Origin of the sequence: Sorangium sp. So ce128, from assembly GCF_051525245.1 — a bacterium.
Taxonomy (GTDB): domain Bacteria; phylum Myxococcota_A; class Polyangia; order Polyangiales; family Polyangiaceae; genus Sorangium; species Sorangium cellulosum_B.
On sequence record NZ_CP150313.1, the window covers coordinates 835,519 to 856,354 of the forward strand.

Here is a 20,836-nt window from a genome sequence, read left to right on the forward strand (position 1 = left end):
GCTTCTACCGCGCCCGCTGCGCGGCGCGCTGGGCGCGGCCGCCCGCGGCGGCGCGCCGCGCGAGGACGAGGGGCCCGAGGAACAGGCCGTACGGCGGGCCGCCGGTGCCGTGGTGGACGCGGTGCGCGTCGCGGACGCGCGCGAGGTACGGGACGCGCGCGAGGCCCGAGACCGGGAGCCGCCCGTGGACGAGCCCGTCGTGGACCAGGACGTAGGCGAGGCCGAAGGCGGTCATGCCGAGGCCGAAGCCGAACGCGGCCTCGCGCAGCGGCCCGGGCGCGCCGTCGCAGCCGTAGATGATGAGCCCGGCGGCGATCGGGGCGTGGAGGAACGCGAGCGCGTCGTTCTGCTCGAAGGCGCCGCGCCGCTTCGTGTGGTGGGAGCGGTGGATGCGCCAGAGCGCGTGGTGCCAGACCTTGCCGTGGAGGAGCGCGGCCCACACCTCCATGATCGCGAAGGCGGCGAGCGCCGTGCCGATCCAGATCGCGAGCGTCATCGCGCCCTCCTCATGCGGAACGGCAGGAGGAGCTGCACCCAGGGGCTGGCGAAGCGGTCGAGCGAGAGGGCCTCGTGGACGACCGTCGCCGGCTTGCCGCCGAACGTCGCGGCAGCGAGGGAGCGCGCGTAGAACGGCGTGTCCTCGAGGGTGCGGAGGAGCCGCGGCGCGGACCCCGGGTCGGCGGCGATCTCCCGCGCCATGCCCCAGCGCGTGTCGCCGAGCGGCCGCGGGGCGAGCGGCGGGAGCTCGCGCGCGCCGCCCGCCGCGTCGAACGCGGGCGAGAGGAGCATGCGGGTGCCGTCGCGGCGCCGGACGTCGTAGGTGAGGGCGATCCCGTCCGAGCCGAGCGCGCGCGACCAGGTCCAGCGCTCGAAGGCGTGGTCGAGCGGCTCGTCGCCGGCGTTCGTGTCGAGGTAGGCGCTGCCGGAGAAGCGCAGCGAGGGGTGCGCGAGCTCGACCTCGGCCCGCGCGATCGGCGCGATGGGCGTCCAGCGGTGGAGCCCCCGCCCGTCCAGGGCGACGCCATCGTGCGCGCCGTCCGCCGCGGGTCCGGGCACGGACGGGCGGAGGCGCACCGTCCCCGAGAGCCGGGAGGGCAGAGGCGCCGTGATCTCGTCGAAGGAGACGCGGAGCTCACCCCCGGACCACTCCATCAGGCTCGGTCCGATGGCGAGCGACCGCGGCGACCTGGAGAGCGCGCCCCGCGGCCGCTCGGTCAGCGCCCAGCGATCGGCGCGCGCGCCGTACAGCGCGACGTTCATCGCGCAGTGCATGAGCGGGTCTGCGGCGCCGCGCGATCGCGCCTTGGCGTAGTAGGGCGAGAAGACGCTCCCGAGCATCGCGATGATCGTGATCGCGCTCTGCCCGTCGTCGCTCACCGCGTCCAGGTACCACCAGGCGTAGCCGCCGCTCGGGATCTCGAGGTCGAAGCGAGGTCCTCCATCACGCTCCGCGCCGCGAGCTGTCCGCTCAGCGCCGCCATCGGCACGCCCGCCCCGGGGTGCGCGCTCCCGCCGGCGAAGTACAGGCCCGGGAGCTTCGAGCGCGAGGCCGGGCGCGCGAAGGTCGAGTTCCACCCGTGGGACACCGGCCCGTACAGCGCGCCTCCCGTCGCCGGGAACATCCGCTCGAAGTCCGCCGGCGTCGTCGCCACCGGGGAGGCGCCCGTGCTCTTCAGCGAGAGGCCGAACCGCTGCAGTTGCTGGAACACGCGCTGCTCCCATTCGTGGATCTCCGTGGATGAGGGGGTGTGTTTATCACCGGTCGCAGGGGCATTGAGGATGAAGAACAGCCGCTCTCCGCCTCCCTCGGCGCCCGGGCGCGCCCCGGCCTCGGGCCCGCCGGGCTCGTGCGCCGGCGCGTCGCCGCGGTCCTCGGCGCAGACGTAGACCGTGGCGTCGCGCGGGAGCTCGGCGCGGTCGAACAGCGCGCGGAACTCGGCCTCGTAGTCGCCGGAGAAGAAGACGTTGTGCCGGAGGAGGGGGAAGCCGCTCGCCTCGGCCACGAGCGCCCAGGTGACCGCCGAGAGCGAGCGCGGCTCGCTCCCCGGCGCCTTGCGGGCGGCGCGCTGGCCGAACAGGCCGGCCCGCAGCGCCGCGGGGTCGGCGTTCAGCACGATGGCGTCGGCCTCGATGCGCTCGCCGCCCTCGAGCACGACGCCCGTCGCGCGGCCGCGGCCCTCCTCGATGGCGGCGACGTGCGCGCCGCAGCGCAGCGTCGCCCCGGCGCGGGCCGCCGCCGCGGCGAGCGCCTCGGCGACGCGGCTCATGCCGCCCTCGGGGAGCCAGAGGCCCTCGCGCTCCACGTGCGCGATGACGCTCAGCGTCGCAGGCGCGAGGTACGGCGACGAGCCGCAGTAGGTCGCATAACGCCCGAACAGCTGCAGGAGGCGCGCGTCCGTGAAGAAGTCGCCGAGCGCGCGGTGGAGGGTGCGGTGCCCGTCGATCTTCATCATCCCGCCGAGGCCCAGGTTGCCCGCCGTGCTCAGGATCGTCTTGAGCGTGGGCCGCTCCGCGCGCAGGAACGGCGCCTCGACGACGTCGAAGATCTCGCGCGCGTACCGGCAGAACCGGCGGTACCCGTCCGCCTCCCGCGCCCCCGCGAGCGCGCCGATCGCGTCCGCGGCGCGCTCGACGTCGGCGAAGAGGTCGAGCGTCGAGCCGTCCGGCCAGGCGTGGCGCGCGAGCGTCTCGGCCCGGCGGAGCGGCACGAGGTCCCCGAAGCGGAGCCCGAGCGACGCGAAGATCTCGTCGAAGACCCACCGCATCGTGAGCACCGTCGGGCCGACGTCGACGCGGCGGTCCCCGAGGACCGCCTCGCGTATCTTTCCGCCGACGCGCGGCGCCCGCTCGAGTAGCACCACGTCGAGCCCGCTCGAAGCAAGGAGCGCGGCCGAGGTCAGACCGCCGATACCCCCGCCGATCACCACGACGCGATCTCTCCCGTCCGCCATGGTCGGAGTGTACGCGTCGGAGGTAGTTTGTCTATACTTTGTTTAACTAATGTTCAAACTATTGACAAGCCCCTGAGGCTCGCCAAGACTCGACCCCCATGGATTTCGATCGCCGGATCGAGCGCGTCCTCCTCGCCGCCATCGAGCCGCTCTCCTCGCCCGCGTCGCCCCCCGGGCTCTTGGCCGCGACGCAGCACGCCGTCTTCCCTGGAGGCGCCCGCGTCCGGCCGCGGCTCTGCCTGGCCGTCGCTTCGGCGTACGGCGATCCCGCGCCGGAGGCCGCCGACGCGGCGGCGGCGGCGGTGGAGCTCATCCACTGCGCGTCGCTGGTCCACGACGACCTCCCCTGCTTCGACGACGCGCCGATCCGGCGCGGCCGGCCGTCGGTCCACCGGGCCTTCGGCGAGCCGATCGCGGTGCTCGCCGGCGATCAGCTCATCGTGCTCGCCTTCGAGGCGCTCGCGCGCGGCGCCTTCCACGCGATGGCGAGCGGCGTGACCGACGCGCGCAGGGCGGTCCGGTTCTTCGAGGTGCTCGGGGGCGGCGTCGGGATGCCGCAGGGGATCATCGCCGGGCAGGCGTGGGAGTCGGAGGCGAAGGTCCCGCTCTCGGCCTACCGGCGCGCGAAGACAGGCGCGCTCTTCGAGGCGGCGGCGACCCTCGGCGCGCTCTCCGCAGGCCAGGACGGGGCCGCCTGGGGCGATCTCGGGCAGCGCATCGGCGAGGCGTACCAGGTCGCGGACGACGTGCTCGACCTGGTCGGGAAGCCGGAGGACATGGGCAAGCCGGCGGGGCGCGACGGGGCGCTCGGGCGCCCGAACACGGCGCTGGAGCTCGGGCTCTCCGGCACGACCCGGCTGCTGCAGCGGCTCATCCAGGACGCGGTCGAGGCGGTGCCGCAGTGCCCGCGGGCGGACGACGTGCGGTCGTGGGCCGTCGACCTGGGGGACAGGCTCCTCCGGGTCTGCAGGGGGCCTTCGGCGGCGCTTCCGACCGTGAGCTCCATGTAACGGCTCGGGCGGCCTGACGTGCGTCCGAGAGGGGCGGCCGTCGGGGGGACTGGGGACGTCTGAGACTGATGATCGGGAGTGGAGCTGGGTTGTTTGCGGGCCGCGGGACGGAACGCGCGACGCCGACGTGAACCCTATGTGAACCCTATGTGAGGCAAATTCAGGGAGGGCCTTAATGCGCTGTCGCCTCGCGATAGTGAGGCTGCGCCCAGGCTCGACGAACGCGGTTTGGGGTGGCATCCTCGGCGGGCCTTTCCGCGTCTGCCGCGGGGAGCGTGGCTGTGGCGCGGTGTAAAGGCGCTGTGTCCTGCGTCCCGTGAAGCGAGGCGTGGGTCATAGTCCGCGAGCGGGGGGATTGTGGGATGAGGGCGATTCGGGAGCAACACGCCACGATCGTTTCTCGAAAGCTCGAGGCCGACAGTCCCGGGGGGATGCGCGAGGCGATCACCTCCGCCGAGCAGCTCGCGCGCGTCGCGCGCGGGCGCCTCCGCGACCGGGTGGTGGACGTCGGGAGCGCGGTGGGCGCCGCCCTCCGGGGTGCGCCGAGGAGCGCGAGCTTCGTCCGGGCGGGCGCCGCCGTGCCGCTGCACGTGTCGCGGATGCTGCTCGATCGACACCAGGTCGCCGCCCACGCGCTCGCCCACCTCTACGCGGAGATCGAGGCCTGCCGCTCGCTCGCGAGCTGGGCCTGCGAGGCCGGCGGGGAGGCCAGGGCCGTCGCCGAGGCGCACGCAGGGGCGCTGCTCCTGTCGCTGCGCGGCGGCGTCGATCTGGGCGGCGGGGAGATCGCGCCGCTCGGCGAGCTCGAGCTCCGCGACGACGAGGTCGCCAAGGCGATCGGCCACCCGGCGGTCGTGGCGTGGGCGCGCGACGCGGGCTCCAGCGTCGCCGTCGCCTCGATCGCGCGCGCGGCCGCCGAGCAGGGCATCCCCGCCAGCGCCGGCGCGGAGGACGAGCGCATCGGTTGGATCCGGCACAACATGCGCGACTTCGTCGAGCGCCTCGTCGAGCCGCTCGCCCCCGAGATCCACCGCCGCAACGGCCTCATCCCCGAGTCGATCGTCCGCCGCATGGGGCAGTTCGGGGTGTTCCGGCTCGCCACCGCGCCCGAGCACGGGGGCGACGGGCTCGGCGTGGCCGCCATGGCGACCGCCATCGAGGAGCTCGCGCGCGGCTCGCTCGGCTTCGGCGTGCTCACCATGACGGCCTCCATCGCGTCGGACCTGCTCGCCCGATCCGGCACGGACCTCCAGCGCCGGACCTGGCTGTCGCGCATCGCGAACGGCGAGGCGCGCTGCGCCCTCGCGTTCGCGGAGCCGGCGTACGGGTCGGACCTCGCGCGCGTCGTCACGCGCGCCGAGCGCCAGGCCGACGGCAGCTATCTCCTCATCGGAAAGAAGGCGTGGGTCACCGGCGCGTCCCGCGCCGATCTGGTGCTCACCCTCGCGAGGACCACGACGCCGGGAGGACAAGGGCAGCTGCCGCTCGGGCCGAGCCTCTTCGTCATCGCGAAGCGGCGCGGCGCGCCAGGCGCCGACTTCCCGGACGCCGGGATCGCCGGGACCGAGCTGCGGGCGCTCGGGCAGCGCGGCATGGGGCACTACGAGCTCCGGATCGAGGGGCTCCAGATCGGCCGCGAGGCCCTGCTCGGCGAGCGCGAGGGCGAGGGGATCGCCCAGATCCAGCGGGCGCTCGTGACCGGCCGCACCTACGCGGCCGCGTGCGGCGTGGGCGTGGCGCAGGCCGCGCTGGAGCTCGCGCTCGAGCGGGCGAAGACGCGCGTGCAGTTCGGGTCGCAGCTCATCTCCTTCCCGCGCGTGGCGCACCGGCTCGGAGGGCTCATCGCGCGCGTCGCCGCCGCGCGGCAGCTCACGCGCGCCGCGGCGCGCGTGGCGGACACGGGGCAGCCGTGCGAGCTCACGTCGGCGATGGCGAAGCTCTTCTCCAGCCGCGTGGCCTGGGACGCGGCCGACGCCTGCATGCAGCTCCACGGGGCGAGCGGCTACGCGGAGAGCTCGACCGCGGCGAGGCTCCTGCTCGACGCCCGCAGCCTCTTCTTCCAGCTGGGCCCGCACGAGGTGCTCGCGCAGGGCATCGCGCGCGCCCTGCTCGAAGGGCCGCTGCCCTGAGGCGAGCTCCGCCGCGGCGCGCTGCTGCGCGGAGGCACGGGCGGAGGGGGCGGAGGGGGTCGCGAACGGGCGGCCGGGCGCGTGAGCCAGCGAGCGAGCGCGTGCGCAGAGGCGCGGCGTGGCGCGGTGGGCGCGGCGCAGGCGCGGCGCGCGTGCGCGCCGTCGTCAGCCGAGCGCGCCTGTGCCATGATCGCGCGGACCGATGGTCCGCGTCCGCTCTCCTCGCTACGGCCGCAAGCTCGACGATTTCACGGTCGGCGCGGTGTATGCCCACCCCTGGGACGTCACCGTGGACGAGGGGATGCTCGCGCTCTTCGCGGCCTCGTTCCAGGACGCGATCCCGACCTACGCCAGCCGCGTCGCGGCCCGGTCGGTGGGGCTCAGGGACAGGCCGGTGAGCCCGCTCTTGCTCCTCAACCTCGGGATCTCCTTCAGCGTCCACGACGTGAGCGAGCAGGCGATCGCGCACCTCGCCTACACCGACGTCCGGTTCCCGGCGGCCTGCTATCCGGGGGACACGCTGCGCGCGAGCTCGCTGGTCATCGGCAAGAAGCCGGTCTCGACGGGGGACAAGGGCGTCGTGCACGTCAGGACCCAGGTGGTGAACCAGGACGGGCTGCTCGTCTGCTCGTTCGAGCGCAAGGCGCTCGTGCCCCCTGGCCGCGTCGCGGAGCGCCCCGCGGACGCGCCGCACGCGGTCGCGCAGCCGGACGCGCAGCCGGCGCGCCTCCCGGAGGAGCTCGACGGCCCGCTGCCGCCGCCGGCGCGCCAGGGCGGCTTCGCCTGCGCGTGGGACGACTTCGAGGTCGGCGACGTGATCACCCACGAGGTCGGCAGGACCATCGGGGACAGCGAGCACATGCAGCTCGCGACCCTCCTGCGCAACTCCCACCCGCTGCACGTGGACGAGCAGTACTCCAGGTCGAGCTCCTTCGCGAAGACGCGGGTCGTCCACGGGGGGCTCGTGCTGTCCTGGGTGCTCGCGCTCTCGAGCCGCGACACGGCCGGGTGCGGCGTCTGGGACCTCGGCCTCGACGAGGGGGCGCACCCGAGCGGCGTGCTCGCGGGCGACACGCTGTTCGCCGCGTCGAAGGTGATCGCCAGGGAAGAGGCCAAGAGCGGCGCCGGGAGCGTCACCTTCCGGATCGTCGGCGTGAAGAACACGCCGCCGCGCGCCCTGATCGAGCAGGGCGCCGACCTGTTCACACCCGAGCTCGGCAAGGCCGAGGGCAGGGTGAAGGAAAAGGTCGTGGAGATCACGCGAACGCTGCTCCTGCGCCGGCGGAGCTAGTTCTGTGCGTCAGCGATCACTGGGCGGGATTGCTGACGCACAGAACCAGGCGGCCGCGAAGCGTACGCCGGGGTGCGGAGCGGGGCGGAGCCCCGAGGAAACCAGGCGCGCCCGAGGCGGGGGCCGCAGAATGAGGAGTCCCCGGCGGGCCGCCTGCGGCATACAATGGCCGGCCATGAGCACCGCTCTGCCCCAGCGAGGAACGGGACGGCCATGAGCACCGCTGGGAGCCGTGAGCTGGACGCGCTCCGCGCGCGCGTCGCCGAGCTGGAGCGGGAGCTGGCCCACGCCCGCGCGCCAGGTCGGAGCGCCGCTGCGCGAGGCCCGGACGCGCCGGCCAGAGACCCGGGCAGCGCGAGGGGCTCCGCCCTCGTCGAGGAGGCGCGGCGGCAGCTCGACGAGGGCGAGCAGGCGGCGCAGATGGGCAACTGGCTCTGGGAGCTCGGCCAGAGCAGCACCATCTGGTCGCGGCAGCTCTTCCGGATCCTGGGCCGCGATCCCGAGGCGGATACGCCCTCGACGGAGACCTTTCTCGAGGCCGTCCACCCCGACGACCGGGAGCGGCTGCAAGCCGGCCTGCAGCTGGCGAACGAGACAGGAGAGGGGTCGGGCGCGATAGCGTTCCGCGTGCGCCACCGGGATGGAACGGTGCGGGAGTGCCTGCTGAGCAGCCTGCCCCTCGTCGAGGGGGCGGGGCCGCCGTCGCGCTTCTTCGGCGCGGTCGTCGACCTCACCGAGCGCCGCCGCGCCGAGCAGGAGCTCCGCCGCAGCGAGCGCATGCTGAAGGAGGCGCAGCGCATCGCCCACGTGGGCAGCTGGTCCTACGACATCGCGTCGCGGACGATCCGCTGGTCCGAGGAGCTCTACCACATCCTCGGCGTCGATCCCTCGGTGCGCCCGACGTTCGAGCTCTTCGCGGGCCTCATCCACCCCGAGGATCGCCACCGGGTCTTCGGCGGCGCGGAGACCGCGTCGCCGCTCGGCATCGCGAGCCCCGTCGAGTGCCGCGTCGTGCGCCCGTCCAGCGGGGAGCTGCGCCACGTGCAGATGGCGGCGCAGCTGGTCACGGACGACGCCGGGACGATCACCGGGCTGGTCGGCACGAGCCTCGACATCACCGAGCGCCGGCGCCTCGAGGAGCAGCTCCTGCACAGCCAGAAGCTCGAGGCGATCGGGCGCCTCGCCGGCGGGGTCGCGCACGACTTCAACAACATGCTCACCGCGATCTTCGGGCACAGGGAGCTCGCGGTGCGCAAGGTGCCGGCGGCGTCGCCCGTCGCCGAGCACCTCACGCAGATCGGCACCGCCGCGGAGCGGGCCGCGGCGCTCACGCGGCAGCTGCTCGCCTTCGCGCGCAAGCAGCTGATCCAGCCGAGCGTGGTCGACCCGAACGCGCTGATCTTCGGGGTCGAGCCGCTCCTCCGCCCGCTCGTGGGCGAGGACGTGGAGCTCGTCGTGCTGCCGGGGAGCCAGATCTGGCCCATCCACATCGATCGGGGGCAGTTCGAGCAGCTGCTCATGAACCTGGCCGTGAACGCGCGCGACGCGATGCCCGGCGGGGGCCGCCTGGTGATCGAGACGGCGAACAGGGCGCTCGGCGGGGACGACGGCGGGTGGGGGCCAGAGATCGAGCCCGGCGACTACGTGGAGCTCACGGTCACGGACACCGGGCAGGGCATCGACGACGCCGTCCAGAAGTACGTGTTCGAGCCGTTCTTCACGACCAAGGAGCCGGGCAAGGGGTCGGGCCTCGGGCTCGCGACGTGCCACGGCATCGTGAAGCAGCACGGCGGCCACATCGGGTTCGCCAGCGCCCCCGGCCAGGGCACGCGCTTCACGATCTGCTTCCCGCGCGTGCGCGGCGTGCCCTGCGAGCAGCCCGTGAGGGCGACCGCGGCCGCCGTCGGGGGCGTGGAGACCGTGCTCGTCGTGGAGGACGAGGCGCAGGTGCGCGAGCTCTGCGTCGCCGCGCTGCGCTCCTTCGGCTACTCGGTCCTCGCGGCGCGGAGCGGCAAGGAGGCGATCGCGCTCGCGACCGCCTATCCAGGCCCGATCCACCTGCTCGTGAGCGATGTGGTCCTGCCGGACGCGCGCGGCCCCGCGCTCTCGGCGATGCTCGCCCGCGCGCGTGCCCCGCTGCCCGTGCTCTACGCCTCGGGCTACACGGAGGACGCCCTCCTCCAGACCGATCTGCTCGACGGGGTCGCCCACTTCCTCGCCAAGCCGTACACGCCGACGCAGCTCGCGAAGGCGGTGCGCGCCGTGCTCGACGCGTCCGCGCAGGCGCGACGGGCGAAGGGCTCCGGCGACGCCCCGCCGCCGGCTCCGACCGCCGAGCGCCTGCAGTGAGCGCGCTCGTGCGCCGCGGGAGGCGGGCTCGCGGCGCGTTCGCGCGCGATCGTCGGCGTGTGTGCGGCCGTGCGCGGCGGCCCGCAGCGCGCCACGCTGGCCCCCACCGCCCGGGTGCATCTATCCTGGACGGGCGGCTTTGGCGATGAAGATCCGGGGGTCGGCGCTCATGCACACGAGGACCTACCTGCAGACGCGGTGGGGGAGCCAGGCCATGTCCGCCCTCGACGCCAAGCTGCCCGCCGCTGCGCGGGCGGTCTTCACGGCGCCCGATCTCGCGGCGCACAGCTGGTATCCCATCTCGGTCTGGAACGCGATCGCGGACGAGATCTCGCGGTGGCCCAACCGGTCCGGCGTCATCCGCGATCTCGCGGCCTACGTGGCCGAGCAGGACCTGACGCTCGCGCACAAGGTGCTGCTCAAGCTCGGCACGCCCGCGCTCGTCATGCGGCAGGCCGGCGTGATGTGGGGCATGTACTTCAACGGCGGCCGGCTCGCGCCCCTCGCCGAGGGAGAGCGGTTCTTCCGGCTGATACTTTACCTGGGGGTCGACCCGCAGTCCGACCCGGGGCGCCAGATCTGCAGAGACGCGGTGCCGGCGTGGCAGGAGAACGCGCTCCGGCTCTCGGGCGCGCGAGGCGGCCAGAGCCTCCACACGAAGTGCCGTTTCGAGGGACACCCCACGTGCGAGTACGAGGTGCGCTGGCTTCGGTAGAGCGGCGGTCACCCGCGTCGGATACGGGCCCATCTCGACGTTTTCGGTGCTCAGCGCCCTTTCGTGCGCTTCCGCGCCGAAAACGCCGATCTGGGCCCGTCTCCTGTGCGGGTGACCGCCGCTCTGAAGCGGGGCGAGTCACCACTTGGTGCAGAAGGCGAACAGGTTCACCTGCGCCTCTTCCGCGAGCACCTCCACGGGGGTGCTCCCGAACTTCGACCGGGCGAATAGCGTCCTGAGATCCTCGGTGCTGCGGTGGATCAGCTCCCACTCGAGGACGTGGTCCATGAACGCCTTGCTCGGGTTGTTCACCCCGAAATTGCCCACGACCGCGACGCCCCCGGGCAGGAGCTTGTCGTGCATGCAATTGAGGAGGCTCACGACCAGGTCGTCGCGGAGATAGTCCGTGAGCCCGATGCTGTAGATCATGTGCTGGGGCTTGAGCACCGTCCTGCCGCGGCCGTGGGCCAGCCGCACCACGTTGTCCTGCGCGAAGCTGAAGCGGTCCATGACGCCGAGCTGGTCGGCGATGCCGGCGGCGTAGGCGAGGGCCTGGTTGTCGATATCGATGCACGTCGCCTTGATGTCGGGCAGCTCGCCCCCCTCCGAGAAGAGGTCGAACAGCTCCCGGGCAGGGCCGCTCGCGAGGCTGGTGATGTGGACCGGGCCGGACGCGTGCCCGCTGCAGGCGTCCCGGATCGCGCGGCTCAGCACGCCTCTCCGGTTCTTGACGGCGCGGCAGGCGTCGATGGCGAGCCCCCACTGGTCGATGAAGCGGCCGAGGCGGCCGTCGCCCGCGGGCTCGTCGTTGTACATCATCTCGATGGTGTAGAAGTCGCCCGCGTAGCCGCGCGGCTTCGTGTAGCACCGGTCGACGGTGCGGCTCAGCATGAAGAGCGAGAACGTCTCGCGGAAGACATAGGCGCCGATGCCCTTCTCGAGGTGGCGCTCGCGCTCGATGTGCTCGCGCAGCGCGGACACGATCGTCTGGCACGCGGCGCTCACCTTCTCCTGGATCTCCGCCTCGGGCTGCTTGGCCTCCTTCACCATCCTGTCGGCGATCATCATCTCGAACTTGAACTGTTCGACCGTGTCGATGAGCTTCGGAGGGATGTTGTTGGTGCCGGCCTGGCCCGTCCTCGCGGCGTGAAAGCGGTTGACCTGCGGCACGTCCTCGACGAGGAGCGGCGGGAGCATCGCGGTGTTCTCGCGGAGGCGCTGGGCGAGCATGATCGCGAGCGACTGGTAGAAGCGCGCCGCGAGCCCGGGGACGGAGGCGAGGAGCGAGTGCACATACGGGCCCTCGATGACGTCGAGCGTGCACTCCTCGCGGGCGACGACGGAGGCGCTCGCGGCGGCGCTCTCGAGGAACGACATCTCGCCGAAGATGGCGCCGGGGCCGAGCTGGCGGAGGGCCACGCCGCGCCCGAGGTGGGCGACCTCGACCCCGACCAGGCCGCTGCGCACGATGAAGATGCCCTGCCTTCGCGAGCCCTCCTCGAGGATCTGTTCGCCCGGTCGGTAGGTGACGCAGCTCGACTTCTCCAGCAGCAGCCGCTCGTCGTCCTGGGTCAAGAACTCGAAACCTGTCGTCATGATGCCTCCCGACCGCCGCGGGCGCCCCGGCCTCGCGGAGGAACGGATCTCTCCCCCCGCCGCGGCGGCAGAGACGTCCACGCGTGCGCCCCTTCTACCACGACGCATCGCGCCTCCGCTGAGGCATGGCGGTCCGCCCGCTGGCTCGGCGCCGATCGCGCCGCGCTTGCCGCGGGGCGCCTCGTTGACCGCGCCGCGGTCGCCGCGGGGCGCCTCGTTGACCGCGCCGCGGTCGCCGCACCGCGCCTCGTCGATCACGCGCCGCGCTCGCGCCGAACGCACGTCGCGTGGTCCTTCACCGGGTCACCGCGGGGCGCAGGCCGCGACGCCGCCGTCCTCGGAGAGCACCAGCACACAGGTGCGGAGCACATCCATGCCGGCAAATCCGTCCGACGGACAGGTATCCCGCCGCTCGCCGGGCAGAAGATCGATATCCGCGGCGGCGTCGAACCCCGCCATCCGGAGGCGAGCGCCCGAAAGGACGGGAACGGTGTGCCTGCCTGATGCGGCGTAGGCGCTCCTGGCGCCGGTCGCCCGGCGCGACAGCCGCTTCCCCGCGGGGGAGACGGCGAAGAGCGAGCTCTGCGACGCCCCCGAGTCGATCTTCAGCGTGACGTCGATCCCCTCGACGCTCGCCCTGGCGGTGAGCTCGCTGCCCTGGTTCGGGCCGTCGCAGCGGGCGAGCTCCACGATGGCGGCCTCGCCGAACCGCGCCCGGAGCGTGCGTGCGGCCTCGTCGCGCGGAGCTTCGGTCATCCGGCCCTCGCGCAGGTCGAGCACGACGGCGCGGCCCGGCCCCGCCAGCTCCTGAGGCGCGACGATGCCGCCGATGCCGATGCGCTGCAGGACGTCGGGCATGCGGACGACGAGCAGCGCGGAGACCTCGACCCGGCCCCACCCGGAGAGCGCGAGGCTCGCGTCCTCGAGGCGGGACACCGCGAGGGGCCTGCCCGCGTGGTCGACGGCGACGTCGCCTGCGGTCGAGAGGGGCAGCGCGAGCTCGTCGGCGAGCCAGCGGGCGAGGACGTGGTGGGAGGCGCCGGTGTCGACGATCAGCACCGCCGGCTGGCCCGCCACGACGGCGTCGATGAGCGGCGAGGGGAACGCGCGATCGTTGAGGTGGTACTGGAGGCTGGCCCGGCGCTCGGGGCCCGCCGCCGGCGCCGCCGGGCCCGCGCCCGCCGCCGGGGGGCCCGCGGGTGAGGACGCGTCGCCGGCGCCGGTCGACGCCGCGCTGCGCGGCGAGGCCGGCGCGGCGCGGACCGCGGCGGGCTCGGCGCAGCCGGCCACCGCGAGCGCGCCGGCCGCGGCGGCGGCCGAGAGCGCGGCGAGGAGCTGCCTGCGAGCGCGCGGCACGAGCATCCGCTACTCGACGCAGCAGAGCGTCGACTGCCCCGTGGGATCCAGCGAGCCGCTGAGGTTCGTGCGCGCGGTGCAGGTGGAGCTGGTCGGCGTGCCGACGAGGTGAGCCGGGGGCGAGTAGGCGTACCCGCAGTACCGCCCGCCCTGCGAGATCTGGGCGTGATCGAAGCAGCTGTAGTCGTTGCCGAGCTCGACGCGCACGTAGTTGCAGTCGCCGCCGCTCGCGGTGCACGAGCACGACGAGCACGTCCGGGTGTCGTTGTACCCCCGGAACCAGTCGCTCTCGCGCCGCGCATAGCCGCTGCAGGTGGCGCTGCCGGACACGAGCGCGCATTGCGTCGCCGGCGAGGCCTGCCTCGGGACGCAGGCCTCGCCGGCGCCGCAGCCCACGCCGGCGCTCGCGTGGCAGAACTTCCTGGACTCGGTCCACGTCGCCGGCGCGGGGATCGCCGTGCCGGTCGCGGTGCAGCTCTGGATCACGTCGAAGAGGCCCACGCGCACGCCGCCCCAGTCGACGAACCCGTTGTTGATCGGCTTCGCGTCGCACGTGAACCCGACCCGCTTCGCGAGCGTGCCGCGCGTCCCGCCCTCGTCGGCCTCGCACTGCGACTCGTCGGCGTAGAGGTAGAGATCCGCCGCGCAGTCGGTGGGGTTCGGCGTGCAGCCGCAGCCCTCGCAGCCGCTGCCGGAGAGGCCGCGGAAGAGGAGCGTCTCCTTCGCGGTGAACCCGTCAGGGCACGGCTCGGTCGCGTCCACAACGACGCCAAGCTCGAAGTTCGTGGGTGCCGTCAGGCAGACCGCGCCCTCCGCGCAGTCCGAGTCCGCGCAGTCGACGGCGTCGTCGCAGTCGTCGTCGCCGCCATTGAAGCAATCCTCGACCTGCGTGCAGCCGGTCGTCGCGCTCGTGCCGGCGCTCGCGCTGGAATGTTCGGTCGTCCCGGCGCCATCACCGCCGCCCGACCCGCCCGCGCCAGCGAAGTTGCGCTCCTGGGCGCTGCAGGCCGAGAGGCTGACGAGCGCTGCTATCGCAGGCCCGCGAAGGTTCGTCATGCCGCCAGGATAGCCGCCCTTGCAGGCGAGGTGCAGCGCCATGTCCCGGAGGCGCGGCGCTCGCCGCGGGGGGGCGTGATGGGCGAGGTGCCCTGTGACGCCGGGAGGAGAGGCCGTCACGGAACCGTGGAGCGCTGGAGGCGGCGCTCCACCTCGGCGCGCGTCGGATACGAGGTCTGACACCCCTCGCGCTCGACCGACATGCCCGCCGCCGCGATCGCGAACCGGAGTGTGGCCTCGATCGCTATCCCGGACGCGAGCCCCCCGGCGAGCACGCCCGTGAGGGCGTCCCCGGCGCCCGTCGTGTCGACAGCGCGGGCCGGCAGGGCGGCGAACTCCTCGCCCGACGGCAGCAGCACCGCGCCGCGCGCGCCGCGCGTGAGCACCACGCGCTCCGGGAGGCGGCCGCGCAGCGCCTCGTGCTCGAGCTCGTTGACCACGGCGAGATCGAACCGGCCGACGAGCTCGGGATCGATGGCGTTGACGGGCGACGGATTGCAGATCGACAGCGCGCCATCGGCCCGCGCTGCCGCGAGCACGCCGTCGATCGCCGCGGCCGGGATCTCGCCCTGGCAGAGCCAGACCGAGGCCCCGCACGGCGAGGGCGGCGTGACGAGCGCGTTGGCGCCGGGGATCGCGAGGATCTGGTTCTCTCCGGCCTCGTCGACGCAGATCAGGGCCACGCCCGTCGTCGCGCCGCGGTGGACCGCCACGGCGGAGAGCTCCACCCCGTCGGCGGCGAGCGCGGCCGCGCAGAGCTCGCCGTGCGCGTCGTCGCCGCGCGCGCCCGCGAGCCGCACGCGCGCGCCGGAGCGCGCCGCCGCGACCGCCTGGTTCGCGCCCTTGCCGCCCGGCGCGACGAGGAAGCGGCGGCCCAGCACCGACTCGCCGGGGCGCGGCAGCCGCGGGCCGTAGCCGATGAGATCGGCGGTGATCGAGCCGCAGATCGCGAGCAATCCCATCACCGCCGCATACCACGAACGAGGCGGCGCGCGCGTCAGTCGGCGTTCACGGCCACGGCGTCGGTCTTGCCATTGGCGAGCGCGCCGGCGCGGCGGATGATGCCGATGAACTCCTGCTGATCGCCCTTGCTGGACGCGGCGGCCCTCGCGATCTTCTCGATGTCGGCGAGCCTCCAGGAGCGCGCGTGCGGGCTGTGGCGCAGGACCTCCGCGAACCCTGCCACCGCGGACGCGAAGCGGAGGTCGGCCGGCGCCGCGTCGAAGGTGGGGGCGATGGCGCCCGGGGCCATCTTGACCAGCGTCTCCTCGGCCGTGTTCGAGCCGAGCGGCGCCTTGTGGCGGAGGCGCACGACGACCGGCGCCGCGCCCTCGCCCGTCGGCGCGGAGGCCTTGAGCTCGACGTCGTAGATGGCCGTCACGCTGTGCCCTGCGCCGATCTCGCCGGCGTCCACCTTGTCGTTCCGGAAGTCCCGGTCGGCCACGTCGCGGTTCTCGTAGCCGATGAGCCGGTAGCTCTTGACGAAGCTCGGGTCGAACTCGACCTGGATCTTCACGTCGCGGGCGATGACCTGGAGCATCCCGCCGACCTGCTCGGAGAAGACCCGCCGCGCCTGCGCCTCGCTGTCGATATAGGCGTAGTTGCCGTCGCCCTGGTTGGCGAGCTGCTCCATCATGAGATCCTTGTAGTTGCCCTGGCCGAAGCCGACGGTGGACAGCGTGATCCCCTTGTCCCTCGCGCGCTTGATGGTCTTCAGGATCTCGTCGTGGGAGGTCGGGCCGACGTTCGCGTCGCCGTCGGAGAGCACGATGACGCGGTTGACGTGCCCCTTCACGAGCGTCCGCTCGGCCAGGCTGTACGCGAGATCGATGCCGCTCGACATGGCGGTGGAGCCGCCCGCGGTGAGGTCGGCGAGGGCCGCGAGGATCTTCCCCTTGCTCTCGATGCCGGTCGGCGCGAGCACCTCTCGCACGCTGCCCGCATAGGTGCAGAGCGCGACGGTGTCCCCCGGCTTGAGGGTGTCGGTGAGCATCTTCAGGCTCTTCTTCGCGAGCTCGATCTTGTCCGGCGACTGCATCGAACCGCTGGTGTCGACGAGGTACACGAGGTGCACCGGGGTCCGCTCCTTGACCGGCACGCGCTTGCCCTGGACCGCCACGCGCACGAGGTGGTGGCCCGACGTGAACGGCGAGGGCGCGGCCGCGAGGTGCACGGCGAACGGGCCTGTCGCGGGCGACGCGTAGCCGTAATCGAAGTAATTGAGGAACTCCTCGGCGCGCACGGCCTGATACGGGGGCAGCGCGCCATCCATGATCTTGCGGCGCGCGATGGCGTAAGAGGCCGTGTCCACGTCGATCGCGAACGTCGAGAGCCGGTCCTTCGCGGGGTCCTCGACCGGGTTGACGCCGTAGTCCCGGTACGTCTCGCTGCCCTGGGGCTCGGGCGCGGTGACGGCGACGGCCGGGGGCGGGGGCGCGGGGCGCGCCACGGCGGTCGCCGCCGGGGTGGGCGCCTTCTTGGGCGCGGGCGCGCCGCCCGTCACGCGGACGCGCGCGTCCGCCCCGGGCGCGGCGCCCGCCTTGGTCGCCCGTGACTGCGCGGGCCCCGGCGAGGCCGGCGAGGGCGCCACAGGGGCGGCCGCCACGGGCAGGGCCGGCGGCGGCGCGGCCTCCGCGGGCGCGGCGTCACGGTCGACCGCGTCGCTCGCCGCGGCCTCCTCGCGCTTGGCGGTGGACGCGCTGCCCTCGTCTTGCGCCGCGTCGAACTCCGGCTGCATGGCCTGCCCGGCGGGGGCCTCGGTCGACGCGGCCGATGCGGTCGCCGCCGTGGGGGCAGGCGTGGATCCACCGCAGCCGATGAGCAGCGCGGTGACGAGGGCGGGGGCGACGAGATCGAGGGGCCGGGTGCGCATTGAGGTGTCCTCCTTGAAGGGGATCGCGAGGGCGGATCCCTGCTGTACGTTCTCGTGGGTCGGCCATCGCCGATCGCCACACACAGGTCCTTGCGGGGGCCGCACGCGCGGCTGCCCCATGGTGCATTTTCCACGGGCGAGACGGGCCCTTTGCCGCTTTCACTGCGTGAACGCCGCGTGTCGCCGGTCGTCCGGCGAGCCGACGAAGGGGCTCTCGCGGCCGGGACCCGCTGTGGCGGGGCTCGGCGCGTCCGAGTGCCAGGGAAACGCGGTCGTCTTGGCCGGCTTACACCCGAAATCGACGGGAGCTCGGGTCGGGTCCTCCGTCCGCCTCCCTCTCGATCTATCCTCAGGGGGTCCGTGATGAGCGAAACGAGCCGCGAGCGCTTCCAGTCCACCCTGTGCCGCGCCAGGAAGATCGCCGTCCTGACCGGCGCAGGCGTCTCGGCGGAGTCGGGTATCCCCACGTTCCGCGGCGCTGGGGGGCTGTGGCGGCGTTACGAGGCGACGAGCCTCGCCTCGCCCGAGGCGTGGCGGCGCGATCCGGGCCTCGTCTGGGAGTTCTACAATCACCGCCGGGAGCGCGCCCTCGGCTGCGCCCCGAACCCGGGTCATCGCGCGCTGGCGCAGCTGGAGGCGCGGTGGCGGGAGGCCGGCAGGGTCTTCACCCTGATCACCCAGAACATCGACGGCCTGCACGAGCAGGCGGGCTCCCGGAGCCCGGTGCGCCTCCACGGCTCGCTGTGGCAGGTGCGCTGTCTCTCGTGCGGGAGCGTGACCGAGAACCGCGACGTGCCCATCACGCCCGCCTTCGCGGGCAGCGGCTCCCCCGATCCGGAGGCCCCCGCCCGCCGCTTCACGGCGGCGGAGCTGCCGCGCTGCGGCTGCGGCGGCGCCCTTCGCCCGCACGTGGTCTGGTTCGGCGAGGCCCTCCAGGAGAGCGATCTCGCCGCGGCGGCCGCCGGCGTCGAGGGCTGCGATCTCCTGCTCGTCGTCGGTACGTCGGCCGTGGTGTATCCCGCCGCCGGTTTCGTCCCCATGGCCAAGCGCCACGGCGCCCTCATCGCCGAGGTCAACGTCGAGCCGAGCGCGATCTCCGGCCTCTGCGATGTCGTGTTCACCGGCGGCTCCGGCGCGATCCTGCCCTCCCTGCTCGACGTCACGCCGGCGTGAGCGCCGCGGCCTGACGGGCGCGGCGAGCCGGCGGCATCGGCACGGCGAGGCGAGCCGGCGGCGTCAGCGCGACGCGCGGTCGCGCCGCAGCGGGCGCGCGGTGCACGCATCGCGCGGCGCGGCGCGTGCTTCTGCCGCGGTCATGGAGCAGGTCAACCGTGGGATCTCAGGGCTAACGTGGGCGGCGATCGCGCTCGTCGTGATCGGCGCCATCAACTGGGGGTTCGTCGGGCTGTTCGAGTTCGACGTGGTCGCCGCGCTCTTCGGCAGGCTCAGCGCGCTCAGCCGCATCATCTACGTGCTCGTCGCGCTCGCTGGGCTCTATCTGCTCTACGCTGCGGTCCAGCTCGGAAAGCGCGCTCGGGTCACCACGATGCCCTGAGGGCGATGCGCCCGTGCACCCCAGGCGCTCACGCGCCCGGGCTGGCCTGGCCGCCGAAGCCGCGCGGACGGGCGGCGGTCGCGCGCGCTTCGATGAACCGCGACACCGCGTCGACGAACGCCTCGGGGTTCTCCACCTGCGGCATGTGCCCTGTCGCCGGGATGAAGGTGAGCTGCGACCCCGGCAGCGAAGCGTGAAGCTTCTTCGCGTCGTCCGCGCTGTTGCCGAGGAGCTGGTCCGCCTCGCCCCAGACGAGGAGCGGATTCAGGCTGAGCGGGGCCCTGGGACCTCCGTGGATGGCGGCGTCGAGCACCGCCTCCAGCTGAGGTGGATTGGCGCTCTGCAGGACGTCCCGCAGGGCAGCCGGGGCGCGGCCGGGATCGGCGTAGGCGCGGCTCAGGACCCGCGGGCCATAGGTCTGCTTCCGCATCAACGCGCGCAGCATCCGGCGGGGCAGCGGCCGCGCTCCGAGCCAGCCGACGAGGCGCGGCAGCGGGGGGATGGGAACGCCGTTGACGAACACGAGCCCTCGGCAGCGGGCCGCGAACAGGCTAGCGAAGCTCGATACGACCGAGACGCCGAAGGAGTTGCCGACGCACCACGCGCTGGAGAACCCCAGCTCGTCCAGGAGCCGCTCCAGCCAGCGCGCATAGGCGTCCAGGGCGCCGAGCCCCGGGGCGTCCGTGCGCCCGATGCCGGGCAGATCGGGCGCGATCACCTGGAAGCGCTCCGCCAATCGCTCCCAGACAGGCGCCCAGTGCATCGACGCCCCGCCCCAGGCGCCGTGCACCAGCAGCAGCGGCTCGCCCTGCCCGCCCACGTGGACGCTGGCAGGGCGGCCGTCGATCGCGATCTCCTTCACCGAAACCGTGCTCATGCCCCTCTCCTGTGCGGAATCATCGCGGGGCCCATCCTGCCCCCGGCTGCCGGGGGCCCGCAACAGGAACGCACGCCGGCGGGCGCCCCCGTCCCTCCCTCTTGCGTGTGCGGGCGCTGGCCGGGCGCGCGGCGGCGCGCGGCGCCTCTCGGCCCTTCGCGCTTGCCTCACGGGCAGCCGATCGCGGTATCGTCCGCGCCGTGTCCCCCGCTCAGAAGCTCCGCGATCTGCTCGCCTCGCCCGGCCTCCTCGTCATGCCTTGCTGCTTCGACGCGCTGTCGGCGCGGCTGATCGAGCAGGCCGGCTTCTCGCTCTCGTTCATGAGCGGCTTCGCGGTCTCCGCCGCGCGCCTCGGCGCGCCCGACACGGGGCTCATCTCGTATGGTGAGATGGTCGATCAGGCGCGGGCGATCTCTGGCGCCGTGTCGATTCCGGTGCTCGGCGACGGCGACACGGGCTACGGCAATGCGATGAACGTGAAGCGCACGGTGCGCGGTTATGCGCAGGCCGGGCTGGCCTGCGTCATGATCGAGGACCAGGTCGCTCCCAAGCGCTGCGGCCATACGCGCGGCAAGCAGGTCGTGCCCCGCGACGAGGCGTTCACCCGCGTCCAGGCCGCCGTGGACGCGCGCGACGAGGGCGCCGGCGTGCTCATCATGGCCCGCACCGACGCCCGCCAGACGCACGGCTTCGACGAGGCGCTGGCCCGCGCGCGGGCGTTCGCCGACCTCGGGGCAGACATCGTGTTTCTGGAGGCGCCCGAGAGCGTGGAGGAGATGCGAACGTTCTGCCGCGAGGTGCGCAAGCCGACGATGGCCAACATGGTGGATCACGGCAGGACACCGGTGCTCCCGCCGGCCGAGCTCGGAGCGATCGGCTACAAGATCGCGGCCTATCCGCTCACCCTGCTCTCGGTCGCCGCCGCCGCCATGCGCGAGGCGCTCGCGGCCCTGGGCGCCGGCCGGCACCCCGACCCGCGGATGAGCTTCGAGGCGCTCCAGGAGATCGTCGGGTTCCCCGAGTACTACGCCGAAGAAGTGCGCTATGCGCAGCCGCCAAGGAAGGGGTGAGTCGAGCAC

Annotated in this window: 17 protein-coding genes; 8 read left to right on the plus strand and 9 right to left on the minus strand. The window is 73.6% G+C overall.

What is annotated here, in order from left to right; all coding sequences use genetic code 11:
• Positions 1-4: 4 nt before the first annotated feature.
• The 3 genes from WME82_RS03320 to crtD are packed head-to-tail and all read right to left on the minus strand — an operon-like array spanning position 5 to position 2,951.
• On the minus strand, positions 5-496 hold the full coding sequence (locus tag WME82_RS03320) for a beta-carotene hydroxylase (protein WP_438041643.1): 492 nt from the start codon (positions 494-496) through the stop codon (positions 5-7).
• Positions 493-1,377 (minus strand): carotenoid 1,2-hydratase, encoded by an 885-nt coding sequence (locus WME82_RS03325; protein WP_437914681.1) that lies wholly within the window; start codon positions 1,375-1,377, stop codon positions 493-495. The genes WME82_RS03320 and WME82_RS03325 overlap by 4 nt, the downstream gene beginning before the upstream one ends.
• Positions 1,374-2,951, minus strand: a complete 1,578-nt coding sequence (gene crtD / locus WME82_RS03330; RefSeq protein WP_438041644.1) for a 1-hydroxycarotenoid 3,4-desaturase CrtD — start codon at positions 2,949-2,951, stop codon at positions 1,374-1,376. Before crtD ends, WME82_RS03325 begins: the two co-directional genes overlap by 4 nt.
• Positions 2,952-3,049: 98 nt before the next feature.
• Between crtD and WME82_RS03335 the strand changes: the two genes are divergently transcribed.
• The 5 genes from WME82_RS03335 to WME82_RS03355 all read left to right on the plus strand — a co-directional run bounded on the left by WME82_RS03335 (position 3,050) and on the right by WME82_RS03355 (position 10,445).
• Entirely contained in the window at positions 3,050-3,961 is a 912-nt protein-coding gene (locus WME82_RS03335; RefSeq protein WP_438041645.1) for a polyprenyl synthetase family protein, read from the plus strand.
• A gap of 362 nt (positions 3,962-4,323) precedes the next feature.
• Positions 4,324-6,090: an acyl-CoA dehydrogenase family protein gene (locus WME82_RS03340; RefSeq protein WP_438041646.1), complete on the plus strand. Its 1,767-nt coding sequence runs from the start codon at positions 4,324-4,326 to the stop codon at positions 6,088-6,090.
• 202 nt (positions 6,091-6,292) lie between these two features.
• Positions 6,293-7,381, plus strand: coding sequence for a MaoC family dehydratase (locus WME82_RS03345; protein WP_012233223.1), 1,089 nt, complete (start codon positions 6,293-6,295; stop codon positions 7,379-7,381).
• Between the two features lie 213 nt (positions 7,382-7,594).
• Entirely contained in the window at positions 7,595-9,730 is a 2,136-nt protein-coding gene (locus tag WME82_RS03350) for an ATP-binding protein (RefSeq protein ID WP_438041647.1), read from the plus strand.
• Between the two features lie 145 nt (positions 9,731-9,875).
• Positions 9,876-10,445 carry a hypothetical protein gene (locus tag WME82_RS03355; protein WP_193790775.1) on the plus strand — a complete coding sequence of 190 codons (570 nt, stop codon included), beginning with the start codon at positions 9,876-9,878 and terminating at the stop codon, positions 10,443-10,445.
• A 138-nt stretch (positions 10,446-10,583) separates the two neighbouring features.
• On the opposite strand, the gene WME82_RS03360 is transcribed toward WME82_RS03355, so the two are convergent.
• The 5 genes from WME82_RS03360 to WME82_RS03380 all read right to left on the minus strand — a co-directional run bounded on the left by WME82_RS03360 (position 10,584) and on the right by WME82_RS03380 (position 17,325).
• Entirely contained in the window at positions 10,584-12,041 is a 1,458-nt protein-coding gene (locus WME82_RS03360) for a cyclic nucleotide-binding domain-containing protein (RefSeq protein WP_438041648.1), read from the minus strand.
• A 303-nt stretch (positions 12,042-12,344) separates the two neighbouring features.
• Positions 12,345-13,403, minus strand: a complete 1,059-nt coding sequence (locus WME82_RS03365) for a retropepsin-like aspartic protease (protein WP_438041649.1) — start codon at positions 13,401-13,403, stop codon at positions 12,345-12,347.
• Between the two features lie 3 nt (positions 13,404-13,406).
• A complete protein-coding gene (locus WME82_RS03370) occupies positions 13,407-14,573 on the minus strand; it encodes a hypothetical protein (protein WP_438041650.1) in 1,167 nt (388 codons plus the stop codon).
• A complete protein-coding gene (locus tag WME82_RS03375) occupies positions 14,570-15,415 on the minus strand; it encodes a ribokinase (RefSeq protein WP_438041651.1) in 846 nt (281 codons plus the stop codon). Before WME82_RS03375 ends, WME82_RS03370 begins: the two co-directional genes overlap by 4 nt.
• Before the next feature lie 35 nt (positions 15,416-15,450).
• The gene (locus WME82_RS03380; protein WP_438041652.1) at positions 15,451-17,325 is read right to left on the minus strand and encodes a vWA domain-containing protein; all 1,875 of its coding nucleotides are present in this window, start codon (positions 17,323-17,325) and stop codon (positions 15,451-15,453) included.
• A 363-nt stretch (positions 17,326-17,688) separates the two neighbouring features.
• Between WME82_RS03380 and WME82_RS03385 the strand changes: the two genes are divergently transcribed.
• Positions 17,689-18,498, plus strand: a complete 810-nt coding sequence (locus tag WME82_RS03385) for an SIR2 family NAD-dependent protein deacylase (RefSeq protein ID WP_438041653.1) — start codon at positions 17,689-17,691, stop codon at positions 18,496-18,498.
• A 142-nt stretch (positions 18,499-18,640) separates the two neighbouring features.
• Entirely contained in the window at positions 18,641-18,880 is a 240-nt protein-coding gene (locus WME82_RS03390; protein ID WP_438041654.1) for a DUF378 domain-containing protein, read from the plus strand.
• A gap of 28 nt (positions 18,881-18,908) precedes the next feature.
• On the opposite strand, the gene WME82_RS03395 is transcribed toward WME82_RS03390, so the two are convergent.
• Positions 18,909-19,757 carry an alpha/beta fold hydrolase gene (locus WME82_RS03395; protein WP_438041655.1) on the minus strand — a complete coding sequence of 283 codons (849 nt, stop codon included), beginning with the start codon at positions 19,755-19,757 and terminating at the stop codon, positions 18,909-18,911.
• A gap of 200 nt (positions 19,758-19,957) precedes the next feature.
• On the opposite strand from WME82_RS03395, the gene WME82_RS03400 reads away from it, so the two are divergent.
• Positions 19,958-20,827 (plus strand): isocitrate lyase/PEP mutase family protein, encoded by an 870-nt coding sequence (locus WME82_RS03400; protein WP_438041656.1) that lies wholly within the window; start codon positions 19,958-19,960, stop codon positions 20,825-20,827.
• Positions 20,828-20,836 lie beyond the last annotated feature (9 nt).

Coding starts and splice junctions, on each gene's coding strand:
- WME82_RS03320 (WP_438041643.1), bottom strand. CDS start 496: ATGACGCTCGCGATCTGGATCGGCACGGCGCTCGCCGCCTTCGCGATC.
- crtD (WP_438041644.1), bottom strand. CDS start 2,951: ATGGCGGACGGGAGAGATCGCGTCGTGGTGATCGGCGGGGGTATCGGC.
- WME82_RS03335 (WP_438041645.1), top strand. CDS start 3,050: ATGGATTTCGATCGCCGGATCGAGCGCGTCCTCCTCGCCGCCATCGAG.
- WME82_RS03340 (WP_438041646.1), top strand. CDS start 4,324: ATGAGGGCGATTCGGGAGCAACACGCCACGATCGTTTCTCGAAAGCTC.
- WME82_RS03345 (WP_012233223.1), top strand. CDS start 6,293: ATGGTCCGCGTCCGCTCTCCTCGCTACGGCCGCAAGCTCGACGATTTC.
- WME82_RS03350 (WP_438041647.1), top strand. CDS start 7,595: ATGAGCACCGCTGGGAGCCGTGAGCTGGACGCGCTCCGCGCGCGCGTC.
- WME82_RS03355 (WP_193790775.1), top strand. CDS start 9,876: ATGAAGATCCGGGGGTCGGCGCTCATGCACACGAGGACCTACCTGCAG.
- WME82_RS03360 (WP_438041648.1), bottom strand. CDS start 12,041: ATGACGACAGGTTTCGAGTTCTTGACCCAGGACGACGAGCGGCTGCTG.
- WME82_RS03365 (WP_438041649.1), bottom strand. CDS start 13,403: ATGCTCGTGCCGCGCGCTCGCAGGCAGCTCCTCGCCGCGCTCTCGGCC.
- WME82_RS03375 (WP_438041651.1), bottom strand. CDS start 15,415: ATGGGATTGCTCGCGATCTGCGGCTCGATCACCGCCGATCTCATCGGC.
- WME82_RS03380 (WP_438041652.1), bottom strand. CDS start 17,325: ATGCGCACCCGGCCCCTCGATCTCGTCGCCCCCGCCCTCGTCACCGCG.
- WME82_RS03385 (WP_438041653.1), top strand. CDS start 17,689: ATGAGCGAAACGAGCCGCGAGCGCTTCCAGTCCACCCTGTGCCGCGCC.
- WME82_RS03390 (WP_438041654.1), top strand. CDS start 18,641: ATGGAGCAGGTCAACCGTGGGATCTCAGGGCTAACGTGGGCGGCGATC.
- WME82_RS03395 (WP_438041655.1), bottom strand. CDS start 19,757: ATGAGCACGGTTTCGGTGAAGGAGATCGCGATCGACGGCCGCCCTGCC.